Genomic DNA, 6,515 nt, shown 5'->3' with positions numbered 1-6,515 from the left:
CAAAAAAACAGCCATTTTGAGGCTGTCTGTTTACGTAAGATATCAGTTCCTGTTTTCAAATCATCAAGCTGAAAAACAGTTGAATTGGTTATTATTTGTACTACTAGCTAACCACATAACCCATTTAGATTCATTGTCAACAGCAGCAGAACTTGGTGCAAAACCAACACCTATTCTATCGTATTGTCTGTTTGTCATATTTGTAAAATGCCCTGGACTACAAAACCAACCCATAAAAATTTCGTAAGGAGTATTATGGAATAAAGGAGAAATAAACAAGGACTCCCTGACTCTGACTCACTAGTTCATTTCCCTTTAAAGCTACACTGCGCCCCTCTTTTTCCAACAGCCAGGAGGGGTGTTTTTGTTTGTCTTAAAACACGAAGGTTGTCTGCTGATACATTTTCTGAAAGTTAATAATCTTGATTTCCTTACACTAAATCAGAAACAAAAAATTTGCGGACAGATATTTTAATATATTTATTTAATTAAATTGCTTTCAAAAGAGATGGACTGTTTAAGTAATCGACTTTATTGAGAAGGCAATCTAATTGCTGGCTTGCCTGGATGACCTCTGGAGATGTTAACCCATATCGATGGCCTAAATAGATCATTTCTTTTCTTTTATGTTCAATTTGAACTGACAATACTTTATATGAATTCTGATTCATCTTTTTATCACCTTCACTTGTTACAATTCCAAACAGAAGCAAATTTACAAACTACGGAAAATTGGATCTAAAGGCCTACCTTTTGCAGGAAAATAGTTCTATCAAAACAAATAAATGAAATTTTTTCACACAATAGCAACCGCTTACATTTTTCTTTAATGATTTACCAAAAGTAAATACCTTATATTTTGAACTTCAATCTTACCTTAAACTTTTATTTTTTCTGTTCCTCTTCATTGATACATTGTTCTCGACTGCATCTCGAGTAATAAATTACGACTTTTTCTGTATCTACAGTGTCGATAAGCTTTCCACAACATTTACATACAATGGCGCCTAATGCTACAGAACCAACGAAGACTGACATGTCTTTCCCATCCTTTCGTTTACTGTTTGTGCCAATTCGATAACTCTGCAAGCATAAGCCCATTCGTTATCATACCAGGCTAATACTTTAATTTGATTTTCCACTGCCATGATGGAAAGCCCATCTATAACTGCTGACTTATCACATCCTATAAAATCGGCTGATACTAACGGTTCCTCTATATAGTTAACATAATGAGAGAGAGTTTCCTTTGCTGCTGTACGAAATACTGATTTCACTTCATCTATTGATACCTCACGTGCCACTTGAACAGTGAGATCAACTAAAGAGACATCCTGGGTAGGAACACGAATGGATATTCCCTCAATATGAGGAGCAAGATGCGGAAGAACATCAGTAAGTGCTTTTCCTACTCCAGTTGTGGTCGGAACGATGGATTGAGTACAAGCTCGTGCTCTTCGTAAATCTTTATGCGGATTATCTAAGTGTTTTTGATCAGAAGTATAAGAGTGAACGGTTGTCATCCATCCTCGTTTAACTTGAAAAGCTTGGTCCAAAATACTTAAAATTGGGGCGACACAGTTAGTTGTACAGGAGGCTGCGGATAAAATAGTATGCTTCGAAAGATCCAACAGATCATCATTCACTCCCATAACCACAGTTAAATCCATCTGTTTCCCAGGTGCCGTGACGATGACAGTAGATGCCCCAGCTGCTATATGCTTTTGTGCACCCTGGCGATCATTGAATTTTCCGGTAGCATCGATTACAATATCTACATTCATTTGTCCCCATGGAATATTCTCTGGATTACGTTGGGATACACAATTTGAATGAGATCCCCATTAATTAAGAGACTTCCATTTTGGATCGAGATATTCGCGTCCCATGTTCCGTGTACAGTATCATATTTTAATAAATGAGCTACTGTTTCTACAGGATAAGTGGAATTAATGACTCCTAACTTTAGTTGATTATGCTTAGTAGATAGTAGCTTCCTAATCAACATCCGGCCAATTCTTCCTGTACCACTAATACCTACTTTTCTCATCATAGTGATTCTCTCCTTTCGTCTTTAAAAACGTTGCTAACCATTTCCCACTCGTGAATTTCAAAACATCTTGCCCCATGAATAATATAAGGATCCTGCCGAACCAGACTTTCTACTTCACCTAATGTGTTAGCCATGTAGATCACCAGTCCTCCAGTACCGTCAACAAACTTTCCGTTAGCAAGTATCTTCCCCTCATTGCGCAGCCTTGCTAAAAAACCAAGATGCTGCGGGCGATATTCCTGACTTTTTTCCTCATCCAACATCGGTAAAAAAACAATAAAATACTTCATTTGCTTATCAAGCCTCCGTTTTGCCATATTAAATTGACTTTTTGTACTTTGTCCGAAGAAATTGAAATGTAATAATGCATTCTAATTTCAAGAAGAGGACACAGGTAATCAATACACTGATATAAGGCTTCTTTGTTGAGTTTGTTATGAGTTTTTCAATGGAACTGCCAATGTTCGCTTAGACTTTGACGAACTGTCCGGACGAACTGCTCGAATCAATCGAAATAATTGTTTAGTAGTAAATCGCAAATTATCAAAAGTTACTTTTGAATCCATTGCTTCTTCAAGGGACATTGGTGCATTCATAATAGAGAAATAAGACGTTATGCCAAGTTTATTTAAGGCTGATGTGTCTTCTGAAATCCCGCCTGCTAGTGCAATGATTGGGATATGGTGTTTATGCGCTAATTGTGCCACACCTAAGGGGGCTTTCCCCATTGAAGTTTGTCCATCTAACCTCCCTTCCCCTGTAATAACAAAGTCGGCACCTTGCATCTTTTCTTCCATTGCAATGAGATCTAAAATTAATTGGATGCCAGACTGGAGATTTGCATGTAAGAAGCCCGCAAATGCAGCTCCAAGCCCGCCAGCAGCTCCTGCACCAGCTATATTATGAATATCTATACCTAGCTCATGCAAAACACTCTGTGCAAAGGTTTCAAGCCCTTGATCCAGCTCTTTGATCATTTCTGCTGTTGCACCTTTTTGGGGACCAAAAATATAAGCTGCTCCGTTTGGTCCATAAAGAGGATTGTTCACATCACAAGCTACTTTAAATGTGCAAGCCTTGAGCTCAGGGTGTATATCGGTGACATCGATTTTGTGGATATTTTGCAGTTCCTTTCCTCCCCAACCGATTTCTTCATTATACTGATCTAGAAATTTAAAGCCCAATGCTTGAAGCATCCCAACACCTGCATCATTTGTAGCACTTCCTCCAAGCCCGATGACAAATTCGCGGCATCCTTTATCAATCGCATCGCAAATCAGTTCACCAACTCCATAGGTAGTTGTAACAAATGGATTGCGTTTGTTAGAAGGAACAAGTGGTAAACCACATGCTGCCGCCACTTCAATCACTGCTGTTTTCTTATCTCCTAAAATACCGTATACAGCATCAACCTTCTCATGTAACGGTCCTATTACCTCCCTTGTGACAAATCGTCCTTCGGTTGCTTGGACCAACGCTTCTACAGTCCCTTCTCCGCCGTCCGCTAAAGGAAGGGTCACAATCTCTGTATCAGGGTCCACATCTTTTATTCCTAAAGAAATAGCTTTGCTGCCGTCTATGGAAGAAATGCTTCCTTTAAATGAATCGATAGCAATTAAAACCTTCATTTTTAAGACCTCCTTTACTTATTTCTGATTATAGATGAAGTAAAATGAAGATGTTACGGGCTACGTAACAAAGAATTAGACAAGATTTTGGTTCCGGTAACAAAAAAACTTCAAACTAAAGCGTCTGAAGTAAAAGAGCAAGATAAAGTTTAACTGAATTTTAGAAACAGTATTATGATTCATGCTGACTTCTAACTGTTCGGCTATCTATCAGATTTTGCTGAAAGAGTACCCCTACTTCAATTTCTTGAAGGGGATGAACCCAGAAATAAGGAGGGCACTGAAAAAGTCCACTTAAAGAGAAAAACAAGCTGACCACCTACTATATGCAGAGGATTAGCTTATTTTTATTTTCTGTATATTGATAAAAGTTTCTTTATTTACCGAAATCACACACTTTTTCAGTGGCCTCGAAATAAGTAGGGGGTGAATTTCAGCTTTGCGAAGCAAAAAATTCTTTCATCGTGTACTGGAATTTGTTAAAACATAAATAGAACGTATGATCGTTTATTATCTTGGAAAGAGACGAGGTGAAGAGAATGTTAACCAACAAAGCGTATAAGTTTCGTTTATATCCAAATCAAGAACAAGAAGTGCTGATTGCGAAAACAATTGGTTGCAGTCGTTTTGTCTTCAATCGCTTCCTTTCTTTGTGGAACGAGACATATCAAGCAACAGGAAAAGGCTTATCATATAGTGCTTGCTCTTCTCAACTTACACAACTGAAAAAAGAATTCACTTGGTTACAAGAGGTTGATTCACATTCTCTGCAATCATCCTTGAAGCATCTTGCGGACTCATTTGACCGTTTCTTTCAGAAGCAAAATGAAGCCCCGCGTTTTAAAAGTAAGAAAAATAAGGTACAATCTTACACGACAAATATTGAAAAGAAGAATCAGCTTCCTGAAGTAAGTATTGCAGGCAATCGTATGAAATTGCCGAAGTTAGGTTGGATTCGTTTTGCAAACAGTCGTGAGGTGCAAGGGCGTATCCTGAACGCTACTGTCAGACGAACTCCTTCTGGCAAGTACTTTGTATCCTTGTTAGTCGAAACAGAAGTGCAGGAACTGTCTAAAACTCATTCCAGTGTAGGAATTGATGTGGGTTTAAAAAACTTTGCCATCCTTTCCAATGGTGAAGTGTTTACCAATCCAAAATGGTTTCGCACATTAGAGGAGAAGTTGGCTCATGCACAGCGCATTCTGTCCAGACGTAAGAAAGGTTCTTCCAATTGGAATAAACAACGTATCAAGGTAGCACGCATTCATGAACGGATTGCTCATGCGAGAAAGGACTACTTGGACAAAATTTCAACGCACATCATCAAAAACCACGATGTCATAGCGATTGAAGATTTACAGGTAGCGAACATGCTCAAAAACGGCAATCTTGCAAAAGCAATTAGCGAAGTATCATGGTCAACATTTCGCAAGATGCTGGAATACAAAGCAAAGTGGTATGGGAAGCAAGTCATAGCTGTGAATCCACATTGTACGTCACAAACATGCAATGTATGCGGTCATACAGCGAAAGAGAACCGCAAAACACAAGCCTCCTTCAAGTGTGTATCTTGCGGTCATGAAGACAACGCTGACATCAATGCTTCCAAAAATATAAAGGACTTAGCAATCGCAAACTGATTCACCTTGCAGGAGACTTGCTACAAAGTCGTTTGGACTGCCAACCGTCGGAATGACGGGCGTAGCCTAATTCATTAGGAGCCGAGAGGCTTCTGTACTTAGGAATCCCCCACGTTCAACGAACGTAGTGAGTAACTGGGGGTAATTCAAAGAATATGCTTTTCTCTCTATTGGAAAGTTCAATAGCAATAGCTGTAACAGCTGTGATGTTGCCAGTTTTCCATCGTTGGTATGCCTCTACAAATTGATTTGTAAAAGTAGCTTTAGGTCTCCCTAAATTAGATTTTTTTCTGTAATTCATTTTAAACAATAAGCTGGGTCTATTATTATAAACAGTAATGTTACCACTCGATTTGTTTTTCATCCCTAAAGAATTCCCCATTAGGTCCTTCTGGTCCAATAGTTGCTAACCAAAGGATAGATTCAGCGGCTTGTTTTGGCGTTTTTGGAGCAGATGGTCCGCCCATATCTGAGCTTACCCATCCTGGATCGACTGCATTTATTTTGATATCACCATTGATTTCTGCAGCTACCAATCGTGTCAATCCATTTAGAGCAAGTTTAGACAATTTATAAGCGCCTACTCCTTGATATGACATTTCGCTCATCGCTCCATATTCTGAGGAAATATTAATAATTCTCCCATAGCCTTGTTTTTCCATGAGGGGAATAAAGGAACGAATGACATGGTAAGCGCCAAAGAAATTAGTTGCCATTGTTTTCTCTAGAATGGACGGTTCCATATTTAATAACTTTTGATTCCCATCCAAATAAACGCCAGCATTATTAATCAATACGTCTAATCTTCCATACCGATCATTTACTATAATCGCAGCTTGGTGGATGCTTTCTTGGTTGTCTACGCTCATCACCACAAAGGAAACGTCCAGATCTGACTGCTTAAGTTTTTGCGCAGCTTCATGACCATTCTCTGCATTTCGACTTGTCAAAATGACTTTAAAACCTTTCAAAGCTAATTGTTTGACTAGCTCATATCCAATTCCTCGATTACCACCGGTTACAAGAGCAACTTGTTTTTCATGTACCATTTTAAACTCTCCATTTCTCGTCTGCGGATAACCTGGGCTAAGGTAGTTAGTACTTTTAGATTGTTCCGTTCTTTGATTAAGTTACACCTAGAAATCCTGAAAGCAAATAGAACAGGAATGATAAATCAATAATGATTAGTAAACC

Annotated in this window: 7 protein-coding genes and 1 pseudogene; 1 reads left to right on the top strand and 7 read right to left on the bottom strand. The window is 38.7% G+C overall.

Annotated elements, in window-relative coordinates:
- Positions 1-63: 63 nt before the first annotated feature.
- The 6 genes and pseudogenes from AAHB12_RS31735 to AAHB12_RS10285 form a co-directional block, all read right to left on the bottom strand.
- Positions 64-234, bottom strand: a complete 171-nt coding sequence (locus AAHB12_RS31735) for a CAP domain-containing protein (protein ID WP_446715542.1) — start codon at positions 232-234, stop codon at positions 64-66.
- 254 nt (positions 235-488) lie between these two features.
- Complete coding sequence (locus AAHB12_RS10305) at positions 489-671, bottom strand: aspartyl-phosphate phosphatase Spo0E family protein (RefSeq protein WP_342045239.1); 183 nt, start codon at positions 669-671, stop codon at positions 489-491.
- A 214-nt stretch (positions 672-885) separates the two neighbouring features.
- Positions 886-1,038, bottom strand: coding sequence for a GapA-binding peptide SR1P (locus AAHB12_RS10300; RefSeq protein WP_342045238.1), 153 nt, complete (start codon positions 1,036-1,038; stop codon positions 886-888).
- Positions 1,014-2,053 (bottom strand): annotated as a pseudogene (gene gap, locus AAHB12_RS10295) (type I glyceraldehyde-3-phosphate dehydrogenase). The gene AAHB12_RS10300 and the pseudogene gap overlap by 25 nt, the downstream one beginning before the upstream one ends.
- The gene (locus AAHB12_RS10290; RefSeq protein WP_446715541.1) at positions 2,050-2,370 is read right to left on the bottom strand and encodes a YciI family protein; all 321 of its coding nucleotides are present in this window, start codon (positions 2,368-2,370) and stop codon (positions 2,050-2,052) included. The pseudogene gap and the gene AAHB12_RS10290 overlap by 4 nt, the downstream one beginning before the upstream one ends.
- A 117-nt stretch (positions 2,371-2,487) precedes the next feature.
- On the bottom strand, positions 2,488-3,681 hold the full coding sequence (locus AAHB12_RS10285) for a glycerate kinase (RefSeq protein WP_342045237.1): 1,194 nt from the start codon (positions 3,679-3,681) through the stop codon (positions 2,488-2,490).
- A 539-nt stretch (positions 3,682-4,220) separates the two neighbouring features.
- Here AAHB12_RS10285 and tnpB point away from each other — a divergent pair.
- Positions 4,221-5,321 carry an IS200/IS605 family element RNA-guided endonuclease TnpB gene (tnpB, locus tag AAHB12_RS10280; protein WP_342045236.1) on the top strand — a complete coding sequence of 367 codons (1,101 nt, stop codon included), beginning with the start codon at positions 4,221-4,223 and terminating at the stop codon, positions 5,319-5,321.
- Positions 5,322-5,662: 341 nt separating this feature from the next.
- Here the strand turns inward: tnpB and AAHB12_RS10275 are convergent, their stop codons facing one another.
- Positions 5,663-6,370: an SDR family oxidoreductase gene (locus AAHB12_RS10275; RefSeq protein WP_342045235.1), complete on the bottom strand. Its 708-nt coding sequence runs from the start codon at positions 6,368-6,370 to the stop codon at positions 5,663-5,665.
- Between the last annotated feature and the right edge of the window lie 145 nt (positions 6,371-6,515).

This window comes from Bacillus sp. OTU530 (genome assembly GCF_038440375.1).
This window is presented reverse-complemented; position numbering and strand designations above follow the sequence as displayed.

Coding starts and splice junctions, on each gene's coding strand:
- AAHB12_RS31735 (WP_446715542.1), bottom strand. CDS start 234: ATGGGTTGGTTTTGTAGTCCAGGGCATTTTACAAATATGACAAACAGA.
- AAHB12_RS10305 (WP_342045239.1), bottom strand. CDS start 671: ATGAATCAGAATTCATATAAAGTATTGTCAGTTCAAATTGAACATAAA.
- AAHB12_RS10300 (WP_342045238.1), bottom strand. CDS start 1,038: ATGTCAGTCTTCGTTGGTTCTGTAGCATTAGGCGCCATTGTATGTAAA.
- AAHB12_RS10290 (WP_446715541.1), bottom strand. CDS start 2,370: ATGGCAAAACGGAGGCTTGATAAGCAAATGAAGTATTTTATTGTTTTT.
- AAHB12_RS10285 (WP_342045237.1), bottom strand. CDS start 3,681: ATGAAGGTTTTAATTGCTATCGATTCATTTAAAGGAAGCATTTCTTCC.
- tnpB (WP_342045236.1), top strand. CDS start 4,221: ATGTTAACCAACAAAGCGTATAAGTTTCGTTTATATCCAAATCAAGAA.
- AAHB12_RS10275 (WP_342045235.1), bottom strand. CDS start 6,370: ATGGTACATGAAAAACAAGTTGCTCTTGTAACCGGTGGTAATCGAGGA.